The sequence below is a fragment of the Streptomyces sp. Ag109_G2-15 genome, assembly GCF_900215565.1.
Taxonomy (GTDB): Bacteria; Actinomycetota; Actinomycetes; order Streptomycetales; family Streptomycetaceae; genus Streptomyces; species Streptomyces diastatochromogenes.
Genome location: NZ_OCNI01000001.1, coordinates 2,114,631 through 2,140,081, shown reverse-complemented (window position 1 = coordinate 2,140,081; position 25,451 = coordinate 2,114,631). Strand labels below are relative to the sequence as shown.

Below are 25,451 nucleotides of genomic sequence, written 5' to 3'. Positions count from 1 at the left end.
GCCGCGAGGCGGGGGCCGATCTCATCAAAGCGGTGTAGCTCAGTCGGTAGAGCAAGCGGCTCATAATCGCTGTGTCACCGGTTCAAGTCCGGTCACCGCTACTGACAGTAGCCGATTGTGGGGTCGGTCCTTCGATCGGCTACTCTTTCTTGCGTTAATTCATTCCCATCCGTTCGTCAAGGAGCACTCACGTGGCTGCCACCGACGTCCGCCCGAAGATCACGCTGGCCTGCGTGGAGTGCAAGGAGCGGAACTACATCACCAAGAAGAACCGGCGTAACAACCCGGACCGTCTTGAGATGAAGAAGCACTGCCCGCGTTGCAACGCGCACACCGCGCACCGCGAGACGCGATAAATCAGGCTCGTACGTAAGGCCGCCCCCACTAGCAGGGGGGCGGCCTTACGTCGTTTCACACGCTGCCGAGACCAGGAGGTGCCGGGCCATGGCGCTCGACCAGTCCTTCGTGGGGCGGACCTATCCGCCCACCAAGCCCTACGAGGTGGGCCGGGAGAAGATCCGTGAGTTCGCCGAGGCGGTCGGGGAGGCCAACCCCGTGTACACGGACCCGGAGGCCGCCAAGGCGTTCGGTCACCCCGATGTGATCGCCCCGCCGACCTTCGTGTTCGCGATCACCTACCGGGCCGCCGGGGAGGTCGTCGAGGACCCGCAGCTCGGTCTCGACTTCAGCCGCGTGGTGCACGGCAGCCAGAAGTTCGCCTACACCCGCCCGGTGCGCGTCGGTGACCGGCTCTCGGTCACCTCCACCATCGAGGGGATCAAGTCCCTCGCGGGCAACGACGTGCTGGACATCCGTGGCGAGGTGCACGACGAGGCGGGCGAGCACGTGGTGACCGCCTGGACCAAGCTCGTGGCCCGTGCGGCCGAGGAGGCGTGAGGCAGCGATGACGGCGAAGATCGCGTACGACGACGTCGAGGTCGGCACCGAACTGCCGGCGCAGACCTTCTCTGTGGACCGCGCCACACTGGTGCGGTACGCGGGTGCCTCCGGGGACTTCAACCCGATCCACTGGAACGAGAAGTTCGCCAAGGAGGTGGGCCTGCCGGACGTCATCGCGCACGGCATGTTCACCATGGCCGAGGCGATCCGCGTGGTCACCGACTGGACCGGCGACCCGGGCGCGGTCGTGGAGTACGGCGTCCGCTTCACCAAGCCGGTCGTCGTGCCGAACGACGACAAGGGCGCGGTGATCGAGGTCAGCGGCAAGGTCGCGGCCAAGCTCGACGACAACACGGTGCGCGTGGACCTGACCGCGACGAGCGAGGGCGAGAAGGTGCTGGGCATGTCCCGGGCGGTCGTACGACTGGCCTGACGGCCCGCACGAAATGCTGAGCCGAGAAGTGCTGAGGTAAGGGGCGTCCGCCACTGCGGGGCGCCCCTTACTCGTGCCTCCGCTTCGGAACTCGTGCCTCCGCTCGGAAGACCCTCGCAGTGCTGTCCGTGCCGTCTCGTACTCTTGGGCGCGTGCAGGAACTCCACGACGCCCCCCTCGCCCCGCTGACCACCTTCCGGCTGGGCGGCCCCGCCACCCGACTGGTCACCGCGACGACCGACGCCGAGGTGATCGCCGCCGTCCGTGACGCCGACGACACCGGGACACCGCTGCTGGTCATCGGCGGCGGATCCAACCTGGTCATCGGCGACAAGGGCTTCGACGGCACCGCCCTGCGCATCGCCACGACCGGTGTCGAACTGCGTGGCACCACGCTGGAGCTGGCGGCCGGCGAGATCTGGACCGACGCCGTCGCCCGCACCGTCGAGGCCGGGCTCGCCGGGATCGAGTGCCTGGCCGGGATCCCGGGCTCCGCGGGCGCCACCCCGATCCAGAACGTGGGCGCCTACGGCCAGGAGGTGTCCTCGACGATCACCGAGGTGATCGCGTACGACCGCCGGGCGGGCCAGACCGTCACGCTGACGAACGAGGAGTGCGCCTTCTCGTACCGGCACAGCCGCTTCAAGGCCGACCCCGAGCGCTATGTGGTGCTGCGCGTCCGCTTCGAGCTGGAGGACGCGGACGGGCTGTCGGCGCCGGTCAAGTACGCCGAGGCGGCCCGGGCGCTCGGTGTGGAGCCGGGGGAGAGGGTGCCGCTCGCCGCGGCCCGCGAGACCGTGCTGAAACTGCGTGCCGGCAAGGGCATGGTCCTCGACCCCGAGGACCACGACACCTGGTCCGCCGGGTCCTTCTTCACCAACCCGATCCTCACCGAGGCGCAGTTCGCCGCGTTCCACGCGCGCGTGCGGGAGCGGCTGGGCGAGGGTGTCGAGCCGCCCGCCTACCCGTCCGGGGAGGGTCGTACCAAGACCTCGGCCGCCTGGCTGATCGACAAGGCGGGCTTCACCAAGGGCTACGGCAGCGGACCCGCCCGTATCTCCACCAAGCACACGCTCGCCCTCACCAACCGGGGCGGCGCCACCACCGAGGACCTGCTGGCCCTGGCCCGCGAGGTCGTCACCGGGGTCCGCGAGGCCTTCGGGATCACGCTGGTCAACGAGCCGGTGACCGTCGGCGTGAGCCTCTAGGCAGAGAAGCCGAAGAAGCCGAAGAGGCGGAAGCAGCCGGAGAGGCTCAGTACGCCACCCCCACCCCCTGCTTCACCGTCCCCATGTCGTCGATCATCGACAGCATCGCGTGGGCGACGTCCGCGCGCGCGATGAAGCGGCCCTTGGGCGGGAAGCCGCCGACGACGGTGCGGTAGCGGCCGGTGAGCGGCTTGTCCTGCAGGCGCGGCGGCCGTACCGACGTCCAGTCCGTGCCGCTGCGCGCCAGTTCGGCCTCCATCTCGCGCAGGTCGGCGTAGACGTCATTCAGGACCGCCGAGACCAGCCCCCGCATCCCGCGGTCCAGGAAGCCGTCGTTCTCCGGCTCCGGTCCGACCGGGCCGGCGCTGACCACCAGCAGCCGCCGTACCCCCTCGGCCTCCATGGCCCCGAGCACCGCACGGGTGAGCCGGGCTGCCACCCCCGCGTCCCTGCGGCTGCGTGCGCCGAGGCCCGACAGGACCGCGTCCCGGCCGGCGACGGCGGCGCCCAGCTCCTGCGGGTCGGTGAGGTCCGCGCGGAACACCTCCAGGGCGTTCCCCGTGATGTCCAGCCGGGTCGGGTCGCGGACGACGGCGGTCACCTGGTGGCCTGCGCCGAGCGCCTGGCGGACGATCTCGCGGCCGATCCCGCCGGTGGCGCCGAAAACGGTGAGCTTCATGGGGACTCCCGTACTCCCGTGAGGTGGGTGAGCGTTCACTCACCCAGGTTTCTTCTAGAGTGAGTAAGCACTCACCCATCCGTCAAGCCCGATTGGACGTCCCATGGAGACGAAGCCGGCGCGCGTCCGCATCCTCGACGCCGCTCACGAGCTGATGCTCACCGTCGGACTCGCCCGCGCCACCACCAAGGAGATCGCCAGGGCGGCCGGCTGCTCCGAGGCGGCGCTCTACAAGTACTTCGACACCAAGGAAGAGCTGTTCGTCCGCGTGCTGGCCGAGCGCCTGCCCCGGCTCACCCCGCTGCTGAGCGGCCTCGTGGCCGAACCGGGCCAGGGCGCCCTGGAGGAGAACCTCACCGAGATCGCCCGCCAGGCGGCCCTCTTCTACGAGCAGAGCTTCCCGATCGCCGCCTCCCTGTACGCCGAGACGCAGCTCAAGCAGCGGCACTACGAGGCGCTGCGGAAGATCGGCTCCGGGCCGCACACGCCGATCGAGAGCCTGGACGCCTATCTGCGCGCCGAGCAGGCCGCCGGCCGCGTCCGCGCCGAGGCCGACACCTTCGCGGCCGCATCGCTCCTCCTCGGCGCCTGCGCCCAGCGTGCCTTCGCCTACGACGCCACGGAGAGCGGCGAACCACCGTCCGTGGACGCGTTCGCCACCCGGATCGCCCGGACCCTGCTGGGCGGCGTGGCCGCGGAAAACCCCGTTGCGGAGGACGGCAGCCGGCCGCGACCCTGATGCCATTTCAGCCGCATGTGCGATGCGTCATACCGTCGGGTTCGCTCATGCCGTCGGGTTCGGTCAGTGGCGCAGGGGCTGCCAAGGGCTGGACCACGCGGTGTTCGTGCGGCCCCGCACACCGTCGTCCACGTCCCGCTGCGCGACACCGTCACCGCGCACCACGGAGGCTGCGGCGACCTGGTCGACATGGTCCTGGTCCACCACACCTACGGGCTGCGGCCCAGCCAGTGGCCCGAGCTGCGCCGCAGCCTGGGCGGAGGCCCCCCGCTCACCGTACGCACCGACGAGGCGCGCACCGCGCGGGACGCGGCCGCCTGGGAGCGACGCCGCCACGACACCGGCTTCCGGGACGAGCTGCGTCACACCACACGCGCGCGGACGTTCTTCCTCATCGGCAGCCGTGACGTCTTCGCCGACACGGCCATGTCATGCGCGTCCGCGGCCGGCTGGGGCCCGCGCCAGAAGCGGATCGTGAAGGGCGGCTCCGCCCTCATGGGCTGCGTCCGCGGCCTGGAGTCCGAGGCGGACCCGTGGCGGAGCCCCGAGGTGATGATCTGCTTCCAGGCGTATCCGCCCTACGCCCACTTCAGACGGCCGGGCGAGCCAGCCAGTCGTCCACGCCGGCCAGCAGCCGTGCTTTGACGTCCTCCGGCGCCGCGGAGCCCCGCACCGACTGCCGGGCCAGCTCCGCCAGCTCCGCGTCCGTGAAACCATGGTGCTGGCGGGCGATCTCGTACTGGGCGGCCAGCCGGGAGCCGAAGAGCAGCGGGTCGTCGGCGCCGAGGGCCATCGGGACGCCCGCCTCGAAGAGCGTGCGCAGCGGCACGTCCTCCGGTTTCTCGTAGACACCGAGCGCCACGTTCGAGGCCGGGCACACCTCGCAGGTCACCTCCCGGTCGGCCAGCCGCTTCAGCAGCCGCGGGTCCTCCGCCGCGCGCACGCCGTGCCCGATCCGCGAGGCATGCAGGTCGTCCAGGCAGTCGCGCACCGACGCCGGGCCGGTCAGCTCGCCGCCGTGCGGAGCCGACAGCAGGCCGCCCTCGCGTGCGATGGCGAACGCGCGGTCGAAGTCCCGCGCCATGCCCCGCCGCTCGTCGTTCGACAGCCCGAAGCCGACCACACCCCGGTCGGCGTACCGCACCGCGAGCCGGGCCAGCGTGCGGGCGTCCAGGGGGTGCTTCATACGGTTCGCGGCCACCAGGACCCGCATCCCGAGCCCGGTCTCCCGCACCGTCGTGTCCACCGCGTCCAGGATGACTTCCAGGGCCGGGAGCAGACCGCCCAGCCGGGGCGCGTACGACGTCGGGTCCACCTGGATCTCCAGCCAGCCCGAGCCGTCCCTCAGGTCCTCCTCGGCGGCCTCCCGGACCAGCCGCTGGATGTCCTCCGGTTCCCGGAGGCAGGAGCGCGCCGCGTCGTACAGCCGCTGGAAGCGGAACCATCCGCGCTCGTCCGTGGCGCGCAGCTTCGGCGGCTCGCCGCTGGTCAGTGCCTCGGTCAGCGTCTCGGGCAGGCGCACACCGTACTTGTCGGCCAGCTCCAGGACGGTCCCCGGCCGCATCGAGCCGGTGAAGTGCAGGTGCAGATGGGCTTTCGGCAGCTCAGAGAGATCACGTACACGCTCCATCCCAGGATCCTGCCGTACGTCCCGGTCGCGCCGGTAGCTCTTTCCCCGAACGTGGTCTTGCTCGCACATGCGAACGGGCCGCCTCCCCGAAGGGAAACGGCCCGCACGCGCGCGTGAGGCGCAGAGGACCTCAGTCCCGCGCCTCCGCCAGCAGCTTCTGCATCCGGCTCACGCCCTCGACGAGGTCCTCGTCACCGAGCGCGTACGACAGCCGCAGGTAGCCCGGCGTGCCGAAGGCCTCGCCCGGGACGACCGCGACCTCGGCCTCCTCCAGGATCAGCGCGGCCAGCTCGACGCTGTCCTGCGGGCGCTTGCCGCGGATCTCCTTGCCGAGCAGGCCCTTGACCGACGGGTAGGCGTAGAACGCGCCCTCGGGCTCGGGGCAGAGCACGCCGTCGATCTCGTTGAGCATCCGCACGATGGTCTTGCGGCGCCGGTCGAAGGCCTCGCGCATCTTCGCCACGGCCTCCAGGTCACCGGAGACGGCGGCCAGGGCGGCCACCTGGGCCACGTTGGAGACGTTCGAGGTGGCGTGCGACTGCAGGTTCGTCGCGGCCTTGACGACGTCCTTCGGGCCGATGACCCAGCCCACCCGCCAGCCGGTCATGGCGTACGTCTTGGCCACACCGTTGACCACGATGCACTTGTCGCGCAGCTCGGGCAGGAGCGCCGGCAGCGAGGTGAACTTCGCGTCGCCGTAGACGAGGTGCTCGTAGATCTCGTCGGTGAGGACCCACAGGCCGTGCTCGACGGCCCAGCGGCCGATCGCCTCGGCCTCCTCCTGGCTGTAGACCGCGCCGGTCGGGTTCGACGGGGAGACGAAGAGCACCACCTTCGTCTTCTCCGTGCGGGCCGCCTCCAGCTGCTCCACGCTCACCCGGTAACCGGTGGTCTCGTCGGCGACGACCTCCACCGGGACACCGCCGGCCAGGCGGATCGACTCCGGGTACGTCGTCCAGTACGGCGCCGGGACGATGACCTCGTCGCCCGGGTCGAGGATCGCGGCGAAGGCCTCGTAGATGGCCTGCTTGCCGCCGTTGGTGACCAGGATCTGGGCCGGGTCGACCTCGTAGCCCGAGTCGCGCAGCGTCTTCGCGGCGATCGCGGCCTTCAGCTCGGGCAGGCCGCCGGCCGGGGTGTAGCGGTGGTACTTCGGGTTCTTGCAGGCCTCGATCGCGGCTTCGACGATGTAGTCCGGGGTCGGGAAGTCGGGCTCACCGGCGCCGAAGCCGATCACCGGACGCCCGGCGGCCTTCAGGGCCTTGGCCTTGGCGTCCACGGCGAGGGTGGCGGACTCGGAGATCGCGCCGACTCGGGCGGAGACCCGGCGCTCGGTGGGAGGGATTGCAGCGCTCATGGGGCCCATCGTTTCAGACCGGAAACACCCCCGGCACGCGGGTTTCACGGACTGAACAGCAAGGGGTCGAGACGTGAACAGGGATCCGAATCCGGCCCCCGGCCAGGACGATCTTCGGTCCCGTGACTCCGGACAGGCACTTTCTGTTCGACGCCGGGCCGCGGACCACGTACACTCTCACCTCGTTGGCCTTCAGCAGCCGCTCCACAACCGGTGCACACCGAGCACACGGCCGGATGCGGTACGTTGGGGGACACGCAAAGGGTCGTAGCTCAATTGGTAGAGCACCGGTCTCCAAAACCGGCGGTTGGGGGTTCAAGTCCCTCCGGCCCTGCTACACACACCGCCAGGATGTGTGCACATGTACGTACAGCGATGCACCGCCGTGCGGCTCAGACCGGGCGCGGCACGGCCACGACCCGGAATCAGGTGAGGACGAATGACGGACGCCGTGGGCTCCATCGACACGCCTGATGCTCAGGACGAAGCGCTGGAGACCAAGAAGAAGGCCCGCAAGGGCGGCAAGCGCGCCAAGAAGGGCCCGCTGAAGCGCCTCGCCATCTTCTACCGCCAGGTCGTCGCGGAGCTCCGCAAGGTCGTCTGGCCGACGCGCAACCAGCTGACGTCGTACACCACCGTGGTGATCTTCTTCGTCGCAATCATGATCGCCCTGGTGACCGTGATTGACTATGGGCTCAACCACGCGGCCAAGTACGTCTTCGGCTGAGCCAAGAGCGAAGGGCGCCGTGGTACCGGCGCCCGTTTTCGCATGTTCCACCCCTATGTATCCAGGAAGAAGCAGCCATCGTGTCTGACCCGAACCTGAACGACGCCATCGAGCCGGACGAGACGGTGGACGACGAGCTCGACATCGTCGAGGGCGCGGACGAGCAGGACGAGTTCGAGGCTGCCGAGGCCGAGGCCGGCGAGCCGGCCGAGGAGGCCGCGCTGCACGTCGAGGACGAGGCCGAGGAAGCGGCCGAGACCGAAGAAGAGATCGAGGAAGAGGTCGAGGCGGAGGCCGCCGCCCCGGTCGACCCCGTCGAGGCTCTGCGCGAGGAGCTGCGGTCCCTGCCCGGCGAGTGGTACGTCATCCACACGTACGCCGGCTACGAGAACCGCGTGAAGACGAACCTGGAGCAGCGTGCCGTCTCGCTGAACGTCGAGGACTACATCTTCCAGGCCGAGGTGCCGCAGGAAGAGGTCGTCCAGATCAAGAACGGCGACCGCAAGACGATCAAGCAGAACAAGCTGCCGGGTTACGTCCTGGTCCGCATGGACCTGACCAACGAGTCCTGGGGCGTCGTCCGCAACACCCCCGGCGTCACCGGCTTCGTGGGCAACGCCTACGACCCCTACCCGCTGACCCTGGACGAGATCGTCAAGATGCTCGCCCCGGAGGCGGAGGAGAAGGCCGCCCGTGAGGCCGCCGAGGCCGAGGGCAAGCCCGCCCCGCAGCGCAAGGTCGAGGTCCAGGTGCTGGACTTCGAGGTCGGCGACTCGGTCACCGTCACCGACGGTCCGTTCGCCACGCTCCAGGCGACCATCAACGAGATCAACCCCGACTCGAAGAAGGTCAAGGGCCTGGTGGAGATCTTCGGCCGCGAGACGCCGGTCGAGCTCTCCTTCGACCAGATCCAGAAGAACTAGTTCATCAGGAAGCGGGTTCCCAAGAACCAGCTCCTTCTGGACGAACCGCTTCCGCGCAGGTCAGGCGGGCTGCCACAGCCGGTCTGACCTGCTCGGTTTTTGGCCGCGCATCCATACCCGTTATCGTTGTGCGGTATGCCTACGTCCGGGTGGTCCCCGCGCGCGGGCATGGACCCGAATTGAAAGGACCCGGAGAGCTATGCCTCCCAAGAAGAAGAAGGTCACGGGGCTCATCAAGCTCCAGATCAACGCCGGTGCGGCGAACCCGGCCCCGCCGGTCGGCCCCGCGCTCGGCCAGCACGGCGTCAACATCATGGAGTTCTGCAAGGCCTACAACGCCGCGACCGAGTCGCAGCGTGGCTGGGTCATCCCGGTGGAGATCACGGTCTACGAGGACCGTTCCTTCACCTTCGTCACCAAGACGCCGCCGGCCGCGAAGATGATCCTCAAGGCCGCGGGTGTCGAGAAGGGCTCCGGCGAGCCGCACAAGACCAAGGTCGCCAAGATCACCGAGGCGCAGGTCCGCGAGATCGCCCAGACCAAGATGCCCGACCTCAACGCCAACGACCTGGACGCCGCGTCGAAGATCATCGCCGGCACCGCCCGTTCCATGGGCATCACGGTCGAGGGCTGACCCCCACCTTCGTAGAACCACCGTGGTAGGGCCTGCTCGGCCCGTACACCACGACTCCTCTCAGAACACACAGGAGCAGTTGTGAGCAAGCGCAGCAAGGCTCTCCGCGCTGCGGACGCCAAGATCGACCGGGAGAAGCTGTACGCCCCGCTCGAGGCCGTCCGTCTCGCCAAGGAGACCTCCACGACCAAGTTCGACGGCACCGTCGAGGTCGCCTTCCGTCTGGGTGTCGACCCGCGCAAGGCCGACCAGATGGTCCGTGGCACCGTGAACCTTCCGCACGGCACCGGTAAGACCGCCCGGGTCCTGGTCTTCGCGACCGGTGACCGTGCCGAGGCCGCGCGTGCCGCGGGCGCCGACATCGTCGGCGCCGACGAGCTGATCGACGAGGTGTCGAAGGGTCGTCTGGACTTCGACGCCGTCGTCGCCACCCCGGACCTCATGGGCAAGGTCGGCCGCCTCGGCCGCGTGCTCGGTCCGCGTGGTCTGATGCCGAACCCGAAGACCGGCACCGTCACCCCCGACGTGGTCAAGGCCGTCAACGACATCAAGGGCGGCAAGATCGAGTTCCGCGTCGACAAGCACTCGAACCTGCACTTCATCATCGGCAAGGCGTCCTTCGACGACGCCAAGCTGGTGGAGAACTACGGCGCCGCGCTGGAGGAGATCCTCCGTCTGAAGCCGTCCGCCGCCAAGGGTCGTTACATCAAGAAGGCCGCCATCACCACCACGATGGGCCCCGGCATCCCGGTCGACCCGAACCGCACCCGCAACCTCCTCGTCGAGGAGGACCCGGCCGCCGTCTGAGCCCCGCGCTCACCTAGGTAGCCGCGTCAGGTACGCGTAAGCAGAGGGCGGGCCCTGGAACCTACGAGGTTCGGGGCCCGTCCTTTCTTTGTGCGACTTTTCGTACGACTGTCAGTGGCCTGGGTTACGTTGCAGGCACAGGACTCGCATAGGGGTGGGACTACATGAAGAGCACGACCGTACGCTGGGTGACCCTTTCCGTCGCGGTGGTGACCGCGCTGGCCGGTGTGGCCGCCTGCGGCTCCGAATCCGGGAAGGGCGACAAGTCGGTCGGCAAGAGCGTGACGCATGTCAGCCCCCTCGCCGCCCTGCGCTCCGCCGAGAAGTCCACGGACAAGGCCGAGTCGGCCAAGGTGCGCTCCAGCACGACCCTCGGCGACACCATGTCGATGACCGCCAACGGCGCCCTCACCTGGGGCGACGGCCTCAAGGGCAACCTCACCATCACGTACACCGGCGGCAAGATGGCCGACGCGATGCGCAAGGCCGGCACCACGTCGATGGAGGCCCGCTATCTGCCGGACGCCTACTACGCGAAGATGAGCGAGAAGTTCGCCGCGCAGTTCGGCGGCAAGCACTGGATCAAGTACGCGTACGACGACCTCGCCAAGCTCGGCGGCAGCTCCGGCGCGTACCTCAAGGACCAGATGCAGAACACCACGCCGAACCAGTCGGTGAAGCTGCTGCTGGCCTCCGGTGACGTGAAGAAGGTCGGCCAGGAGAAGGTCTCCGGCGTCGACGCCACGCACTACTCGGGCACGGTCAACGTCGCCGACCTCGCCGACAAGAACAGCAACCTCACCGCCGACCAGCTGGCCGGCCTGAAGAAGCAGCTCAGCCAGGCGGGCGTCACCACGGAGACCATCGACATCTGGGTCGACGGCCAGGACCTGCTGGTCAAGAAGGTCGAGAAGGCGAACATGGCGACCGGCACCATGACCAGCACGGCCTACTACAGCGACTACGGCGTGAAGGTCGCCGCCGAGGCGCCCCCGGCCTCCGACACCAAGGACTTCACGGAGCTGATGAAGGCCGGCGGGCCCGGGACCGTCTCGGGCAGCAGCACCACCAGCGCCTCCTGAGTCCAGTACGCAGAGGGACCGGGGCGGCCCTGTAGAGCCCGATTTGCTCGACAGCGCCCCGGTCCCGTACTCTCCTACAGAAGCCAAAGACCGCTGGTCGTTGCCGCGCGCTCGAACGAGGGTGCGGTGGCCGAAGGATCCGCTGCAAAGTGGACGACCCGCGCAGGTGACTGTGGAAGTACTCCCGGGGCACGCGTTCACTCGTGTGCGGCCGGTCGAGTCCGCCCCGAGCGCCTGCGCCGGGGCGTTTCGTTTTCCCCAGTCCTCCTTCGGGTCCGCGCGGTCAGAATCACCCGGAAGGAGGCCGAGGCTCTATGGCGAGGCCCGACAAGGCTGCCGCGGTTGCCGAGCTGACGGACAAGTTCCGCAGCTCCAACGCCGCTGTGCTGACCGAGTACCGCGGTCTCACCGTGGCGCAGCTCAAGACGCTGCGCCGGTCGCTCGGTGAGAACGCCCAGTACGCCGTGGTGAAGAACACGCTGACCAAGATTGCGGCCAACGAGGCCGGGATCACGCTGGACGACCAGCTCTTCGCTGGTCCGACGGCCGTCGCCTTCGTCACCGGTGACCCGGTGGAGTCGGCGAAGGGTCTCCGTGACTTCGCCAAGGACAACCCGAATCTCGTCATCAAGGGCGGTGTCCTTGACGGCAAGGCGCTGTCCGCCGACGAGATCAAGAAGCTTGCGGACCTCGAGTCCCGCGAGGTTCTGCTCTCCAAGCTGGCGGGTGCCTTCAAGGGCAAGCAGTCCCAGACTGCTCAGCTCTTCCAGGCGCTTCCCTCGAAGCTCGTCCGCACCGTGGACGCTCTTCGCGCCAAGCGGGACGAGCAGGGCGGTGCCGAGTAATTCGGCTCGCTTTCTGACCTTGGCCGCCTAGGCGGCACGGGTCGCAGCGGGCCGACGTACGCCCGCCTTACCCAGTACACCCGGCACCAGCCGAATTAGTGGAAGGATCGCCCATCATGGCGAAGCTCAGCCAGGAAGACCTGCTCGCGCAGTTCGAGGAGATGACCCTCATCGAGCTCTCCGAGTTCGTGAAGGCCTTCGAGGAGAAGTTCGACGTCACCGCCGCCGCCGCGGTCGCCGTTGCCGGCCCCGCCGTCCCCGGCGCCCCGGTCGAGGCTGCTGAGGAGAAGGACGAGTTCGACGTCATCCTCACCGGCGCCGGCGAGAAGAAGATCCAGGTCATCAAGGTCGTGCGCGAGCTCACCTCCCTGGGCCTCAAGGAGGCCAAGGACCTGGTCGACGGCACCCCGAAGCCGGTCCTCGAGAAGGTCAACAAGGAGGCCGCGGACAAGGCTGCCGAGTCCCTCAAGGCCGCCGGCGCCTCCGTCGAGGTCAAGTAAGACCTCTCGGAGTCTCCGCGACTCTCTCCGCGCGCTGAGTACGGCCTCCTAGGGCTGTAACGCGAACGCACCGAAGAGCGATCATCCATCCGGGTGGTCGCTCTTCGGCGTATCCGGAGGTGCGACCGCGGTTGCCTTGCACTCGTGACGGCGAGGGGTATGGTGATCTTCGTCGTGTCTCCGGACGGTCCCGTTTGGGCTGGGGGGCCTTGACGAACCGCACGCAGCGCGCAATTCTCAGGACGCGTCGTCACAAGGATCCGAATCCGAGGCATGGATCGACGACGAAGAGGGCAGTATCAACGTGCGTTGAGGGCAGACATGCCGAGGGCGTTGACGAGGGTGTTGAGAACAACGAGGGTCTCGCAGAACCCGCACTGGACATCAGTGTGCCAAGTGGCTACACTGACCCTTTGCGCTGCCTGTTAGCTGTCCCCTGCCCGTCACCAGGGGTCTGACCTCACTCGAACGCCGATGACCGAAGCCCCCCGACCTGGGGTTTCCGTCTCTGTGTGTGGGAGAGGGGCCGGCACGCGCGTAGTGAGTCCGAGCCCTCGGAAGGACCCCCTCTTGGCCGCCTCGCGCAACGCCTCGACCGCGAATACGAACAACGGCGCCAGCACCGCCCCGCTGCGCATCTCTTTTGCAAAGATCAAGGAGCCTCTCGAGGTTCCGAACCTGCTCGCGCTGCAGACCGAGAGCTTCGACTGGCTGCTCGGCAACACCGCCTGGCAGAGTCGGGTCGAGGAGGCTCTTGAGAACGGTCAGGACGTCCCCACCAAGTCCGGTCTGGAGGAGATCTTCGAGGAGATCTCCCCGATCGAGGACTTCTCCGGGTCGATGTCCCTGACGTTCCGGGACCACCGCTTCGAGCCGCCGAAGAACTCCATCGACGAGTGCAAGGAGCGCGACTTCACGTACGCGGCTCCGCTCTTCGTCACCGCGGAGTTCACCAACAACGAGACCGGTGAGATCAAGTCCCAGACCGTCTTCATGGGCGACTTCCCGCTCATGACGAACAAGGGCACTTTCGTCATCAACGGCACCGAGCGTGTCGTAGTGTCGCAGCTGGTCCGTTCCCCCGGTGTCTACTTCGACTCCTCCATCGACAAGACGTCCGACAAGGACATCTTCTCGGCCAAGATCATCCCGTCCCGGGGTGCCTGGCTGGAGATGGAGATCGACAAGCGCGACATGGTCGGTGTCCGTATCGACCGCAAGCGCAAGCAGTCCGTGACCGTCCTCCTGAAGGCGCTCGGCTGGACCACCGAGCAGATCCTCGAGGAGTTCGGCGAGTACGAGTCCATGCGCGCCACCCTGGAGAAGGACCACACCCAGGGCCAGGACGACGCGCTGCTCGACATCTACCGCAAGCTGCGTCCGGGCGAGCCCCCCACGCGTGAGGCCGCGCAGACGCTTCTGGAGAACCTGTACTTCAACCCGAAGCGCTACGACCTGGCCAAGGTCGGCCGCTACAAGGTCAACAAGAAGCTGGGTGCGGACGCTCCGCTCGACGCGGGTGTCCTGACCGTCGAGGACGTCATCTCGACGATCAAGTACCTGGTGCAGCTGCACGCCGGCGAGACCGAGACGACTCTCGAGAACGGCCAGACGATCGTTGTCGAGACGGACGACATCGACCACTTCGGCAACCGTCGCCTGCGCAGCGTCGGCGAGCTGATCCAGAACCAGGTCCGTACGGGTCTCGCCCGTATGGAGCGTGTCGTGCGCGAGCGCATGACCACCCAGGACGTCGAGGCGATCACGCCGCAGACCCTGATCAACATCCGGCCGGTCGTCGCCTCCATCAAGGAGTTCTTCGGCACCAGCCAGCTGTCCCAGTTCATGGACCAGAACAACCCGCTGTCGGGTCTCACCCACAAGCGCCGTCTGTCGGCTCTTGGCCCGGGTGGTCTCTCCCGTGAGCGGGCCGGCTTCGAGGTCCGTGACGTGCACCCGTCGCACTACGGCCGCATGTGCCCGATCGAGACCCCTGAAGGCCCGAACATCGGTCTGATCGGCTCGCTCGCCTCCTACGGCCGGGTCAACGCGTTCGGTTTCGTCGAGACCCCGTACCGCAAGGTGAACGACGGCCAGGTCACCGACGAGGTCGACTACCTGACCGCCGACGAGGAGGACCGCTTCGTCATCGCGCAGGCCAACGCCACGCTCAACGACGAACTCCGGTTCGCCGAGGCGCGTGTCCTGGTCCGCCGTCGTGGCGGTGAGGTCGACTACGTCAGCCCCGAGGACGTCGACTACATGGACGTCTCGCCGCGCCAGATGGTGTCGGTCGCGACGGCCATGATCCCCTTCCTCGAGCACGACGACGCCAACCGTGCCCTCATGGGCGCGAACATGATGCGTCAGGCCGTTCCGCTGATTAAGTCGGAGGCCCCGCTCGTCGGCACCGGCATGGAGTACCGCTCCGCCGTCGACGCCGGCGACGTGGTCAAGGCCGAGAAGGCGGGTGTGGTCCAGGAGGTCTCCGCGGACTACATCACCACGGCCAACGACGACGGCACGTACATCACGTACCGCCTGGCCAAGTTCGCCCGGTCCAACCAGGGCACCTCGGTCAACCAGAAGGTCGTCGTCAACGAGGGCGACCGGATCATCGAGGGCCAGGTCCTCGCCGACGGTCCGGCCACCGAGAACGGTGAGATGGCCCTCGGCAAGAACCTGCTCGTGGCGTTCATGCCGTGGGAGGGTCACAACTACGAGGACGCGATCATCCTGTCGCAGCGCCTCGTGCAGGACGACGTCCTCTCCTCGATCCACATCGAGGAGCACGAGGTCGACGCCCGTGACACCAAGCTCGGCCCCGAGGAGATCACCCGGGACATCCCGAACGTCTCCGAGGAGGTCCTCGCCGACCTCGACGAGCGCGGCATCATCCGCATCGGTGCCGAGGTCATCGCCGGCGACATCCTCGTCGGCAAGGTGACCCCGAAGGGTGAGACCGAGCTGACCCCCGAGGAGCGCCTGCTGCGCGCGATCTTCGGTGAGAAGGCCCGTGAGGTCCGTGACACCTCGCTGAAGGTGCCGCACGGCGAGACCGGCAAGGTCATCGGCGTGCGCGTCTTCGACCGCGAGGAGGGCGACGAGCTTCCCCCCGGTGTGAACCAGCTGGTGCGCGTGTACGTGGCGCAGAAGCGCAAGATCACCGACGGTGACAAGCTCGCCGGCCGTCACGGCAACAAGGGTGTCATCTCGAAGATCCTGCCCATCGAGGACATGCCGTTCCTCGAGGACGGAACTCCGGTCGACATCATCCTCAACCCGCTCGGTGTCCCGTCCCGAATGAACCCGGGACAGGTCCTGGAGATCCACCTCGGCTGGCTCGCCAGCCGCGGCTGGGACGTCTCCGGCCTCGCGGACGAGTGGGCCCAGCGCCTGCAGGCCATCGGCGCCGACCAGGTCGCCCCCGGCACCAACGTCGCCACCCCGGTGTTCGACGGTGCGCGCGAGGACGAGCTGGCGGGTCTGCTGCAGCACACCATCCCGAACCGCGACGGCGAGCGCATGGTGCTCCCGACCGGTAAGGCGCGGCTGTTCGACGGCCGTAGCGGTGAGCCGTTCCCGGACCCGATCTCGGTCGGCTACATGTACATCCTGAAGCTGCACCACCTGGTCGACGACAAGCTGCACGCCCGCTCGACCGGTCCGTACTCGATGATCACCCAGCAGCCGCTGGGTGGTAAGGCGCAGTTCGGTGGCCAGCGCTTCGGTGAGATGGAGGTGTGGGCCCTCGAGGCCTACGGCGCCGCGTACGCCCTCCAGGAGCTGCTGACCATCAAGTCCGACGACGTCACCGGCCGCGTGAAGGTCTACGAGGCCATCGTCAAGGGCGAGAACATCCCCGAGCCCGGCATCCCCGAGTCCTTCAAGGTGCTCATCAAGGAGATGCAGTCGCTCTGCCTGAACGTGGAGGTGCTGTCCAGCGACGGTATGTCCATCGAGATGCGTGACACCGACGAGGATGTCTTCCGCGCTGCGGAGGAGCTCGGTATCGACCTGTCCCGGCGCGAGCCGAGCAGCGTCGAAGAGGTCTGACGGGAGTCCGGCGGGGCCCTCACCCACAGGGCCCCGCCGACCCCCAGGCCCCCGTTTCAGACCACAGACTTACGACCCTGAGAGGGATTGACGCATAGTGCTCGACGTCAACTTCTTCGACGAGCTCCGGATCGGCCTGGCCACCGCTGACGACATCCGTCAGTGGAGCCACGGTGAGGTCAAGAAGCCCGAGACCATCAACTACCGCACCCTCAAGCCCGAGAAGGACGGACTCTTCTGCGAGAAGATCTTCGGTCCGACCCGGGACTGGGAGTGCTACTGCGGCAAGTACAAGCGCGTCCGCTTCAAGGGCATCATCTGTGAGCGCTGTGGCGTCGAGGTCACGCGCGCCAAGGTGCGCCGTGAGCGGATGGGCCACATCGAGCTGGCCGCGCCCGTCACGCACATCTGGTACTTCAAGGGTGTTCCCTCGCGCCTCGGCTACCTGCTGGACCTGGCGCCGAAGGACCTCGAGAAGGTCATCTACTTCGCGGCGTACATGATCACGTACGTCGACGAGGAGCGTCGTACCCGTGACCTGCCCTCCCTGGAGGCGCACGTCTCGGTCGAGCGCCAGCAGATCGAGAACCGTCGCGACGCCGACCTGGAGGCCCGCGCCAAGAAGCTCGAGGCCGACCTGGGCGAGCTGGAGGCCGAGGGTGCCAAGGCCGACGTGCGCCGCAAGGTGCGCGAGGGTGCCGAGCGTGAGATGAAGCAGCTGCGCGACCGTGCGCAGCGCGAGATCGACCGCCTCGACGAGGTGTGGAACCGGTTCAAGAACCTCAAGGTCCAGGACCTCGAGGGCGACGAGCTGCTCTACCGCGAGCTGCGTGACCGCTTCGGCACGTACTTCGACGGCTCGATGGGTGCCGCGGCGCTGCAGAAGCGCCTGGAGTCCTTCGACCTCGAGGAGGAGGCCGAGCGTCTCCGCGAGATCATCCGCACCGGCAAGGGCCAGAAGAAGACCCGTGCCCTCAAGCGGCTGAAGGTCGTCTCCGCGTTCCTGCAGACGTCCAACAGCCCCAAGGGCATGGTCCTGGACTGCGTCCCGGTCATCCCGCCGGACCTGCGTCCGATGGTGCAGCTGGACGGTGGCCGCTTCGCGACCTCCGACCTGAACGACCTGTACCGCCGTGTCATCAACCGCAACAACCGCCTGAAGCGCCTTCTCGACCTCGGTGCGCCCGAGATCATCGTGAACAACGAGAAGCGCATGCTCCAGGAGGCCGTCGACGCGCTCTTCGACAACGGCCGTCGTGGTCGCCCGGTCACGGGCCCCGGCAACCGTCCGCTGAAGTCGCTGTCCGACATGCTCAAGGGCAAGCAGGGTCGCTTCCGTCAGAACCTGCTCGGCAAGCGAGTCGACTACTCGGCGCGTTCCGTCATCGTCGTCGGCCCGCAGCTGAAGCTGCACCAGTGCGGTCTGCCCAAGGCCATGGCGCTGGAGCTCTTCAAGCCGTTCGTGATGAAGCGCCTGGTCGACCTGAACCACGCGCAGAACATCAAGAGCGCCAAGCGCATGGTGGAGCGCGGCCGCACCGTCGTGTACGACGTCCTCGAAGAGGTCATCGCCGAGCACCCGGTGCTGCTGAACCGTGCTCCCACCCTGCACCGCCTCGGCATCCAGGCCTTCGAGCCGCAGCTGGTCGAGGGCAAGGCCATCCAGATCCACCCGCTCGTCTGCACCGCGTTCAACGCGGACTTCGACGGTGACCAGATGGCCGTGCACCTGCCGCTGTCCGCGGAGGCGCAGGCCGAGGCCCGCATCCTGATGCTGTCCTCGAACAACATCCTCAAGCCGGCCGACGGCCGTCCGGTGACGATGCCGACCCAGGACATGGTCCTCGGTCTGTTCTTCCTCACCACCGACGGCGAGCTGCGTGACACCAAGGGCGAGGGCCGGTCCTTCGGCTCCACGGCCGAGGCGATCATGGCGTTCGACGCCGGCGAGCTGGCGCTGCAGTCGGCCGTGGACATCCGCTTCCCGGTGGGCACCATCCCGCCGCGCGGCTGGACCCCGCCGGCGCGCGAGGAGGGCGAGCCCGAGTGGCAGCAGGGTGACACCTTCCGCCTGCGGACGACCCTGGGCCGTGCGCTCTTCAACGAGCTGCTGCCCGAGGACTACCCGTTCGTCGACTACTCGGTGGGCAAGAAGCAGCTCTCCGAGATCGTCAACGACCTCGCCGAGCGCTACCCCAAGGTCATCGTGGCGGCGACGCTCGACAACCTGAAGGCGGCCGGCTTCTACTGGGCGACCCGTTCCGGTGTCACCGTGGCCATCTCCGACGTCGTCGTTCCCGAGGCGAAGAAGGAGATCGTCCGCGGCTACGAGGCGCAGGACGAGAAGGTCCAGAAGCAGTACGAGCGCGGTCTGATCACCAAGGAAGAGCGCACTCAGGAGCTCATCGCGATCTGGACCAAGGCGACCAACGAGGTCGCCGAGGCGATGAACGAGAACTTCCCCAAGACGAACCCCATCTTCATGATGGTTGACTCGGGTGCCCGAGGAAACATGATGCAGATGCGGCAGATCGCCGGTATGCGTGGTCTGGTGTCGAACGCGAAGAACGAGACCATCCCGCGTCCGATCAAGGCGTCGTTCCGTGAGGGTCTGTCCGTGCTGGAGTACTTCATCTCCACGCACGGTGCCCGTAAGGGTCTGGCGGACACCGCCCTGCGTACCGCCGACTCGGGTTACCTGACCCGTCGTCTGGTGGACGTCTCGCAGGACGTCATCATCCGCGAGGAGGACTGCGGCACCGAGCGCGGTCTGAAGCTGCGGATCGCCTCGCGCGGCGCCGACGGCGTGCTGCGCAAGGCGGACGACGTCGAGACCAGCGTCTACGCCCGCATGCTCGCCGAGGACGTCGTCATCGACGGCAAGGTGATCGCGCCGGCCAACGTGGACCTGGGCGACGTGCTCATCGACCAGCTGGTGCACCACGGCATCGAGGAGGTCAAGACCCGCTCGATCCTGACCTGCGAGTCGCACGTCGGCACCTGCGCGATGTGCTACGGCCGTTCGCTTGCCACCGGCAAGCTGGTCGACATCGGTGAGGCGGTCGGCATCATCGCCGCCCAGTCCATCGGTGAGCCCGGTACCCAGCTGACGATGCGTACCTTCCACACCGGTGGTGTGGCCGGTGACGACATCACCCAGGGTCTGCCCCGTGTCGTCGAGCTCTTCGAGGCCCGTACCCCGAAGGGTGTCGCCCCGATCTCCGAGGCCAACGGCCGCATCCGGATCGAGGAGACCGAGAAGACCAAGAAGATCGTCGTCACCCCGGACGACGGCAGCGACGAGACGGCGTTCCCGATCTCGAAGCGTGCCAAGGTCCTGGTCCGCGAGGGCGACCACGTCGAGGTGGGCCAGCAGCTCACCGTGGGTGCCACCAACCCGCACGACGTGCTGCGCATCCTGGGTCAGCGTGCCGTCCAGGTCCACCTGGTCGGCGAGGTCCAGAAGGTGTACAACTCGCAGGGTGTGTCGATCCACGACAAGCACATCGAGATCATCATCCGGCAGATGCTCCGCCGCGTGACGATCATCGAGTCCGGCGACGCCGAGCTGCTGCCCGGCGAGCTGGTCGAGCGCTCGAAGTTCGAGACCGAGAACCGTCGTGTGGTCCAGGAGGGCGGTCACCCGGCCTCCGGTCGTCCGCAGCTGATGGGTATCACCAAGGCCTCGCTGGCGACGGAGTCCTGGCTGTCGGCCGCCTCCTTCCAGGAGACGACCCGAGTCCTGACGGACGCGGCGATCAACGCCAAGTCCGACAGCCTCATCGGCCTCAAGGAGAACGTCATCATCGGTAAGCTCATCCCGGCCGGTACGGGTCTGTCCCGCTACCGCAACATCCGGGTCGAGCCGACCGAGGAGGCCAAGGCCGCGATGTACTCGGCCGTCGGCTACGACGACATCGACTACTCGCCGTTCGGCACCGGCTCCGGCCAGGCCGTTCCGCTGGAGGACTACGACTACGGTCCGTACAACCAGTAAGCGAGCAGCATGAAGGGCGGCCACTCCGTTTCGGGGTGGCCGCCCTTCGGCGTTGCGGCAGGCGAGAAGCGGGTCGAGGGGGGCTACGGCGCGCGTACAGCGGGGGAACGCAGTCCTGGAGGCGCCGGCCGTTCCGGGGCCCGTGCGGCCGTTGTGGGCATCCCGGTCGTCGATTCGAAGATCACGTAGCGTACAGCGGCTTGACATCTTCCGCAGCGCGAGGCCGTCGGGTTCCATTTGTTTTGACCGCAGCGAATGAGGTAGGTACGCTCAGACCTTGTGCCTGGGGTGTGCCCTGGCTCTCGTGCGTGCCTTCAACCGCATGGCGAGCCGACACCGGCCACCGTAATCTGCGCCCTTTTCGCCTTGCGGCAAAGGTCCGCGAGATTCGACACACCCGACCGCGTGGGTCGGCGATGTTCCAGGTTAGCTGTACCTATCGGCACACAGAAACCGGAGAAGTAGTGCCTACGATCCAGCAGCTGGTCCGCAAGGGCCGGCAGGACAAGGTCGAGAAGAACAAGACGCCCGCACTCGAGGGTTCCCCTCAGCGTCGTGGCGTCTGCACGCGTGTGTTCACGACCACCCCGAAGAAGCCGAACTCGGCCCTGCGTAAGGTCGCGCGTGTGCGTCTGACCAGCGGCATCGAGGTCACCGCTTACATTCCGGGTGAGGGACACAACCTGCAGGAGCACTCCATCGTGCTCGTGCGCGGCGGCCGTGTGAAGGACCTGCCGGGTGTTCGCTACAAGATCATCCGTGGCTCCCTCGACACCCAGGGTGTCAAGAACCGCAAGCAGGCCCGTTCCCGCTACGGCGCCAAGAAGGAGAAGTAAGAATGCCTCGTAAGGGCCCCGCCCCGAAGCGCCCGGTCATCATCGACCCGGTCTACGGTTCTCCTCTGGTCACGTCGCTCATCAACAAGGTGCTGCTGAACGGCAAGCGCTCCACCGCCGAGCGCATCGTCTACGGCGCCATGGAGGGCCTGCGTGAGAAGACGGGCAACGACCCGATCATCACGCTGAAGCGCGCGCTGGAGAACATCAAGCCGACCCTCGAGGTCAAGTCCCGCCGCGTCGGTGGTGCGACGTACCAGGTTCCGATCGAGGTCAAGCCCGGTCGTGCCAACACGCTCGCGCTGCGCTGGCTGGTCGGTTACTCCCGCGCCCGTCGCGAGAAGACCATGACCGAGCGTCTGCTCAACGAGCTTCTCGACGCTTCGAACGGCCTCGGTGCGGCCGTCAAGAAGCGCGAGGACACGCACAAGATGGCCGAGTCCAACAAGGCCTTCGCGCACTACCGCTGGTAGTCGCTACCCACATCGAGACCGAGAGAAGACTGAAGCCTTATGGCTACCACTTCACTTGACCTGGCCAAGGTCCGCAACATCGGGATCATGGCCCACATCGACGCGGGCAAGACGACCACCACCGAGCGGATCCTGTTCTACACCGGTGTGTCTTACAAGATCGGTGAGGTCCACGACGGCGCTGCCACCATGGACTGGATGGAGCAGGAGCAGGAGCGTGGCATCACGATCACCTCTGCTGCCACCACCTGCCACTGGCCGCTGGAAGACGTCGACCACACCATCAACATCATCGACACCCCGGGCCACGTCGACTTCACCGTCGAGGTGGAGCGCTCCCTGCGCGTGCTCGACGGTGCCGTGACGGTGTTCGACGGCGTCGCCGGCGTTGAGCCCCAGTCCGAGACGGTGTGGCGTCAGGCGGACCGCTACGGCGTTCCGCGTATCTGCTTCGTCAACAAGCTCGACCGCACGGGCGCCGAGTTCCACCGCTGCGTGGACATGATCTCGGACCGCCTGGGCGCTCAGCCGATCGTCATGCAGCTCCCGATCGGTGCCGAGGCCGACTTCAAGGGCGTCGTCGACCTCGTGACGATGAAGGCCCTGGTCTGGTCCGCCGAGGCCACCAAGGGTGAGATGTACGACGTCGTCGACATCCCGGCCACGCACACCGAGGCTGCCGAGGAGTACCGCGGCAAGCTGATCGAGGCCGTCGCCGAGAACGACGAAGAGATCATGGAGCTGTACCTGGAGGGCGAAGAGCCTTCCGTGGAGCAGCTGTACGCCGCGATCCGTCGTATCACCATCGCGTCCGGCAAGTCCAAGGACACCACGGTCACCCCGGTGTTCTGCGGTACCGCGTTCAAGAACAAGGGCGTTCAGCCCCTGCTCGACGCGGTCGTGCGCTACCTGCCTTCCCCGGTTGACATCGAGGCCATCGAGGGTCACGACGTCAAGGACCCGGAGACGGTCGTCAAGCGCAAGCCGTCCGACGACGAGCCGCTGTCGGCGCTGGCGTTCAAGATCATGAGCGACCCGCACCTCGGCAAGCTCACCTTCGTCCGGGTTTACTCGGGCCGCCTGGAGTCCGGCTCTTCGGTGCTGAACTCCGTCAAGGGCAAGAAGGAGCGCATCGGCAAGATCTACCGCATGCACGCCAACAAGCGTGAGGAGATCGAGTCGGTGGGCGCCGGCGACATCGTCGCCGTCATGGGCCTGAAGCAGACCACCACCGGTGAGACGCTGTCCGACGACAAGAACCCGGTCATCCTGGAGTCCATGGACTTCCCGGCGCCGGTCATCCAGGTCGCCATCGAGCCCAAGTCGAAGGGCGACCAGGAGAAGCTGGGCGTCGCGATCCAGCGCCTGGCCGAGGAGGACCCGTCCTTCCAGGTCCACTCGGACGAGGAGACCGGCCAGACCATCATCGGTGGTATGGGCGAGCTGCACCTCGAGGTGCTGGTCGACCGTATGCGCCGTGAGTTCAAGGTCGAGGCCAACGTCGGCAAGCCGCAGGTCGCGTACCGCGAGACGATCCGCAAGGCCGTCGAGCGCGTCGACTACACCCACAAGAAGCAGACCGGTGGTACCGGTCAGTTCGCCAAGGTGCAGATCGCGATCGAGCCGATCGAGGGCGGCGACGCCTCGTACGAGTTCGTGAACAAGGTGACCGGTGGCCGTATCCCGAAGGAGTACATCCCTTCGGTGGACGCCGGTGCGCAGGAGGCCATGCAGTTCGGCATCCTCGCCGGTTACGAGATGACCGGCGTGCGCGTCATCCTCATCGACGGTGGCTACCACGAGGTGGACTCCTCCGAGCTCGCCTTCAAGATCGCCGGTTCGCAGGCCTTCAAGGAGGCCGCGCGCAAGGCCAGCCCCGTGCTGCTCGAGCCGATGATGGCCGTCGAGGTCACCACGCCCGAGGACTACATGGGTGAGGTCATCGGCGACATCAACTCCCGCCGTGGCCAGATCCAGGCCATGGAGGAGCGGGCCGGTGCCCGCGTCGTGAAGGGTCTCGTGCCCCTCTCGGAGATGTTCGGTTACGTCGGCGACCTGCGCAGCAAGACGTCCGGCCGTGCGAGCTACTCCATGCAGTTCGACTCCTACGCCGAGGTTCCGCGGAACGTCGCCGAGGAGATCATCGCGAAGGCCAAGGGCGAGTAACGCTCAGCGTTCCCACGCCTTAGGCTTGACTCCGGAGCCTCACGGGGCAAACAGCCGTAAACACGGATGTTTGCCCCGGGTTCCGGGCCTTTACAGCAAAGATCACCTGGCGCCGATGAAGTAAGGCGTACAGAACCACTCCACAGGAGGACCCCAGTGGCGAAGGCGAAGTTCGAGCGGACTAAGCCGCACGTCAACATCGGCACCATCGGTCACATCGACCACGGTAAGACGACCCTCACGGCCGCCATTACCAAGGTGCTGCACGACGCGTACCCGGACCTGAACGAGGCCACCCCGTTCGACAACATCGACAAGGCGCCCGAAGAGCGTCAGCGCGGTATCACCATCTCCATCGCGCACGTCGAGTACCAGACCGAGGCGCGTCACTACGCCCACGTCGACTGCCCGGGTCACGCGGACTACATCAAGAACATGATCACCGGTGCCGCGCAGATGGACGGCGCGATCCTCGTGGTCGCCGCCACCGACGGCCCGATGCCGCAGACCAAGGAGCACGTGCTCCTGGCCCGCCAGGTCGGCGTTCCGTACATCGTCGTCGCCCTGAACAAGGCCGACATGGTGGACGACGAGGAGATCCTGGAGCTCGTCGAGCTCGAGGTTCGTGAGCTCCTCTCCGAGTACGAGTTCCCGGGCGACGACCTGCCGGTCGTCAAGGTCTCGGCGCTCAAGGCCCTCGAGGGTGACCCGGAGTACGTCCAGACCGTCCTCGACCTGATGAAGGCCGTCGACGAGTCCATCCCGGAGCCCGAGCGTGACGTCGACAAGCCGTTCCTGATGCCGATCGAGGACGTCTTCACGATCACCGGTCGTGGCACCGTCGTCACCGGTCGTATCGAGCGCGGTATCCTCAAGGTCAACGAGACCGTCGACATCATCGGCATCAAGACCGAGAAGACCACCACCACGGTCACCGGTATCGAGATGTTCCGCAAGCTGCTCGACGAGGGCCAGGCCGGTGAGAACGTCGGTCTGCTGCTCCGCGGCATCAAGCGCGAGGACGTCGAGCGCGGCCAGGTCATCATCAAGCCGGGCTCGGTCACCCCGCACACCGAGTTCGAGGCGCAGGCCTACATCCTCTCCAAGGACGAGGGTGGCCGCCACACGCCGTTCTTCAACAACTACCGTCCGCAGTTCTACTTCCGTACGACGGACGTGACCGGCGTGGTGACCCTCCCCGAGGGCACCGAGATGGTCATGCCGGGTGACAACACCGAGATGTCGGTGCAGCTCATCCAGCCCATCGCCATGGAAGAGGGCCTGAAGTTCGCCATCCGTGAGGGTGGCCGGACCGTGGGCGCCGGCCAGGTCACCAAGATCACCAAGTGATCTGAACTGACCAGGACCGGGTCTTCGACCTGGTAGCTGTCGGAGGGGCCCGTACGACTTCGGTCGTACGGGCCCTTCTGCTGTTCGAAACTATTCGGCGCCGACGACC

Annotated in this window: 22 protein-coding genes and 2 tRNA genes; 21 read left to right on the top strand and 3 right to left on the bottom strand. The window is 67.2% G+C overall.

Features of this window, described 5'->3' with window-relative positions:
* Window positions 1-28 precede the first annotated feature (28 nt).
* From CRP49_RS09260 to CRP49_RS09240, 5 genes are all read left to right on the top strand, one after another.
* Window positions 29-101, top strand: a tRNA-Met gene (locus tag CRP49_RS09260).
* Between the two features lie 90 nt (window positions 102-191).
* Window positions 192-356: a 50S ribosomal protein L33 gene (rpmG, locus tag CRP49_RS09255; protein WP_003948671.1), complete on the top strand. Its 165-nt coding sequence runs from the start codon at window positions 192-194 to the stop codon at window positions 354-356.
* Between the two features lie 88 nt (window positions 357-444).
* Entirely contained in the window at window positions 445-897 is a 453-nt protein-coding gene (locus tag CRP49_RS09250; RefSeq protein ID WP_097252947.1) for a MaoC family dehydratase N-terminal domain-containing protein, read from the top strand.
* Window positions 898-904: 7 nt separating this feature from the next.
* Window positions 905-1,333, top strand: coding sequence for a MaoC family dehydratase (locus tag CRP49_RS09245; protein WP_094215535.1), 429 nt, complete (start codon window positions 905-907; stop codon window positions 1,331-1,333).
* A gap of 152 nt (window positions 1,334-1,485) precedes the next feature.
* The gene (locus tag CRP49_RS09240; RefSeq protein WP_097252946.1) at window positions 1,486-2,541 is read left to right on the top strand and encodes a UDP-N-acetylmuramate dehydrogenase; all 1,056 of its coding nucleotides are present in this window, start codon (window positions 1,486-1,488) and stop codon (window positions 2,539-2,541) included.
* Window positions 2,542-2,587: 46 nt separating this feature from the next.
* Here the strand turns inward: CRP49_RS09240 and CRP49_RS09235 are convergent, their stop codons facing one another.
* Window positions 2,588-3,220, bottom strand: a complete 633-nt coding sequence (locus CRP49_RS09235; RefSeq protein WP_097252945.1) for an NAD(P)-dependent oxidoreductase — start codon at window positions 3,218-3,220, stop codon at window positions 2,588-2,590.
* Window positions 3,221-3,323: 103 nt separating this feature from the next.
* Here CRP49_RS09235 and CRP49_RS09230 point away from each other — a divergent pair, with 103 nt between their 5' ends.
* Both CRP49_RS09230 and CRP49_RS09225 read left to right on the top strand, forming a co-directional pair.
* A complete protein-coding gene (locus CRP49_RS09230) occupies window positions 3,324-3,959 on the top strand; it encodes a TetR/AcrR family transcriptional regulator (RefSeq protein ID WP_097252944.1) in 636 nt (211 codons plus the stop codon).
* Window positions 3,960-4,025: 66 nt separating this feature from the next.
* Entirely contained in the window at window positions 4,026-4,604 is a 579-nt protein-coding gene (locus tag CRP49_RS09225; protein ID WP_143669974.1) for a hypothetical protein, read from the top strand.
* Here CRP49_RS09225 and CRP49_RS09220 read toward each other — a convergent pair.
* Window positions 4,549-5,589, bottom strand: a complete 1,041-nt coding sequence (locus CRP49_RS09220; protein ID WP_097252942.1) for an adenosine deaminase — start codon at window positions 5,587-5,589, stop codon at window positions 4,549-4,551. The two genes, CRP49_RS09225 and CRP49_RS09220, sit on opposite strands and share 56 nt — an antisense overlap.
* A gap of 130 nt (window positions 5,590-5,719) precedes the next feature.
* Window positions 5,720-6,946 carry a pyridoxal phosphate-dependent aminotransferase gene (locus CRP49_RS09215; protein WP_094215529.1) on the bottom strand — a complete coding sequence of 409 codons (1,227 nt, stop codon included), beginning with the start codon at window positions 6,944-6,946 and terminating at the stop codon, window positions 5,720-5,722.
* Between the two features lie 261 nt (window positions 6,947-7,207).
* Here CRP49_RS09215 and CRP49_RS09210 point away from each other — a divergent pair.
* From CRP49_RS09210 to tuf, 14 genes are all read left to right on the top strand, one after another.
* Window positions 7,208-7,280, top strand: a tRNA-Trp gene (locus CRP49_RS09210).
* Window positions 7,281-7,385: 105 nt separating this feature from the next.
* Entirely contained in the window at window positions 7,386-7,673 is a 288-nt protein-coding gene (secE, locus tag CRP49_RS09205; RefSeq protein ID WP_097252941.1) for a preprotein translocase subunit SecE, read from the top strand.
* Between the two features lie 80 nt (window positions 7,674-7,753).
* On the top strand, window positions 7,754-8,596 hold the full coding sequence (nusG, locus tag CRP49_RS09200; RefSeq protein ID WP_097252940.1) for a transcription termination/antitermination protein NusG: 843 nt from the start codon (window positions 7,754-7,756) through the stop codon (window positions 8,594-8,596).
* A gap of 199 nt (window positions 8,597-8,795) precedes the next feature.
* Window positions 8,796-9,230 carry a 50S ribosomal protein L11 gene (rplK, locus tag CRP49_RS09195; protein ID WP_031167035.1) on the top strand — a complete coding sequence of 145 codons (435 nt, stop codon included), beginning with the start codon at window positions 8,796-8,798 and terminating at the stop codon, window positions 9,228-9,230.
* 81 nt (window positions 9,231-9,311) lie between these two features.
* Window positions 9,312-10,037: a 50S ribosomal protein L1 gene (rplA, locus tag CRP49_RS09190; RefSeq protein WP_097252939.1), complete on the top strand. Its 726-nt coding sequence runs from the start codon at window positions 9,312-9,314 to the stop codon at window positions 10,035-10,037.
* 164 nt (window positions 10,038-10,201) lie between these two features.
* On the top strand, window positions 10,202-11,119 hold the full coding sequence (locus CRP49_RS09185; RefSeq protein ID WP_097252938.1) for a hypothetical protein: 918 nt from the start codon (window positions 10,202-10,204) through the stop codon (window positions 11,117-11,119).
* A 314-nt stretch (window positions 11,120-11,433) separates the two neighbouring features.
* On the top strand, window positions 11,434-11,964 hold the full coding sequence (rplJ, locus tag CRP49_RS09180) for a 50S ribosomal protein L10 (protein WP_097252937.1): 531 nt from the start codon (window positions 11,434-11,436) through the stop codon (window positions 11,962-11,964).
* A gap of 116 nt (window positions 11,965-12,080) precedes the next feature.
* Complete coding sequence (gene rplL / locus CRP49_RS09175) at window positions 12,081-12,464, top strand: 50S ribosomal protein L7/L12 (RefSeq protein ID WP_097252936.1); 384 nt, start codon at window positions 12,081-12,083, stop codon at window positions 12,462-12,464.
* A 570-nt stretch (window positions 12,465-13,034) separates the two neighbouring features.
* Complete coding sequence (rpoB, locus tag CRP49_RS09165) at window positions 13,035-16,520, top strand: DNA-directed RNA polymerase subunit beta (protein ID WP_097252935.1); 3,486 nt, start codon at window positions 13,035-13,037, stop codon at window positions 16,518-16,520.
* A 97-nt stretch (window positions 16,521-16,617) separates the two neighbouring features.
* Window positions 16,618-20,517, top strand: coding sequence for a DNA-directed RNA polymerase subunit beta' (locus tag CRP49_RS09160; protein ID WP_097252934.1), 3,900 nt, complete (start codon window positions 16,618-16,620; stop codon window positions 20,515-20,517).
* 464 nt (window positions 20,518-20,981) lie between these two features.
* On the top strand, window positions 20,982-21,353 hold the full coding sequence (gene rpsL / locus CRP49_RS09155; RefSeq protein ID WP_003948652.1) for a 30S ribosomal protein S12: 372 nt from the start codon (window positions 20,982-20,984) through the stop codon (window positions 21,351-21,353).
* A 2-nt stretch (window positions 21,354-21,355) separates the two neighbouring features.
* Entirely contained in the window at window positions 21,356-21,826 is a 471-nt protein-coding gene (gene rpsG / locus CRP49_RS09150) for a 30S ribosomal protein S7 (RefSeq protein ID WP_003992340.1), read from the top strand.
* Between the two features lie 39 nt (window positions 21,827-21,865).
* On the top strand, window positions 21,866-23,992 hold the full coding sequence (gene fusA / locus CRP49_RS09145; RefSeq protein WP_094215520.1) for an elongation factor G: 2,127 nt from the start codon (window positions 21,866-21,868) through the stop codon (window positions 23,990-23,992).
* 156 nt (window positions 23,993-24,148) lie between these two features.
* Window positions 24,149-25,342 (top strand): elongation factor Tu, encoded by a 1,194-nt coding sequence (gene tuf / locus CRP49_RS09140; protein ID WP_094215519.1) that lies wholly within the window; start codon window positions 24,149-24,151, stop codon window positions 25,340-25,342.
* Window positions 25,343-25,451 lie beyond the last annotated feature (109 nt).

Excerpts from the sequence above, each read along its gene's own strand:
- CRP49_RS09220 (WP_097252942.1), bottom strand. The coding sequence starts at position 5,589 with ATGGAGCGTGTACGTGATCTCTCTGAGCTGCCGAAAGCCCATCTGCAC.
- fusA (WP_094215520.1), top strand. The coding sequence starts at position 21,866 with ATGGCTACCACTTCACTTGACCTGGCCAAGGTCCGCAACATCGGGATC.
- CRP49_RS09235 (WP_097252945.1), bottom strand. The coding sequence starts at position 3,220 with ATGAAGCTCACCGTTTTCGGCGCCACCGGCGGGATCGGCCGCGAGATC.
- rpsG (WP_003992340.1), top strand. The coding sequence starts at position 21,356 with ATGCCTCGTAAGGGCCCCGCCCCGAAGCGCCCGGTCATCATCGACCCG.
- CRP49_RS09245 (WP_094215535.1), top strand. The coding sequence starts at position 905 with ATGACGGCGAAGATCGCGTACGACGACGTCGAGGTCGGCACCGAACTG.
- CRP49_RS09185 (WP_097252938.1), top strand. The coding sequence starts at position 10,202 with ATGAAGAGCACGACCGTACGCTGGGTGACCCTTTCCGTCGCGGTGGTG.
- rplL (WP_097252936.1), top strand. The coding sequence starts at position 12,081 with ATGGCGAAGCTCAGCCAGGAAGACCTGCTCGCGCAGTTCGAGGAGATG.
- CRP49_RS09215 (WP_094215529.1), bottom strand. The coding sequence starts at position 6,946 with ATGAGCGCTGCAATCCCTCCCACCGAGCGCCGGGTCTCCGCCCGAGTC.
- CRP49_RS09250 (WP_097252947.1), top strand. The coding sequence starts at position 445 with ATGGCGCTCGACCAGTCCTTCGTGGGGCGGACCTATCCGCCCACCAAG.
- rplK (WP_031167035.1), top strand. The coding sequence starts at position 8,796 with ATGCCTCCCAAGAAGAAGAAGGTCACGGGGCTCATCAAGCTCCAGATC.
- CRP49_RS09230 (WP_097252944.1), top strand. The coding sequence starts at position 3,324 with ATGGAGACGAAGCCGGCGCGCGTCCGCATCCTCGACGCCGCTCACGAG.
- secE (WP_097252941.1), top strand. The coding sequence starts at position 7,386 with ATGACGGACGCCGTGGGCTCCATCGACACGCCTGATGCTCAGGACGAA.
- rplJ (WP_097252937.1), top strand. The coding sequence starts at position 11,434 with ATGGCGAGGCCCGACAAGGCTGCCGCGGTTGCCGAGCTGACGGACAAG.